The sequence below is a fragment of the Bacillus sp. OTU530 genome (assembly GCF_038440375.1).
Genome location: NZ_JASATP010000186.1, coordinates 1 through 292 on the forward strand (window position 1 = coordinate 1; position 292 = coordinate 292).

Here is a 292-nt window from a genome sequence, read left to right on the forward strand (position 1 = left end):
CCAGCGAAGTTCTTGTTGCGAAAGATTGCGTACTTCATTTTCATCCTTAGGCCATTGTAGTTTTCCGTTATCCAAACGTTTATAAAGCATGGCGAAGCCATCTCCATCAAAATACAAACATTTATAGCGATCTTTGCTCCACCCTGAAAATAAGAAAATAGAATCGCCATAGGGGTCAAGTTCGAAAGAATCTTGAATCAGTGTGGCTAGGCCATCAATTCCTTTTCTCATATCAGTCTTACCGCAAATGATGTAAATATTTTTCACGCTGGTATAATCGTGTTTCATCGAT

At 38.7% G+C, this 292-nt stretch carries 1 protein-coding gene; it reads right to left on the reverse strand.

Going from position 1 to position 292, the window contains the following annotated elements; translation table 11 throughout:
* Positions 1-292: IS66 family insertion sequence element accessory protein TnpB (gene tnpB, locus AAHB12_RS31555; protein WP_342048972.1), on the reverse strand; the 292-nt coding region annotated here is incomplete at both ends.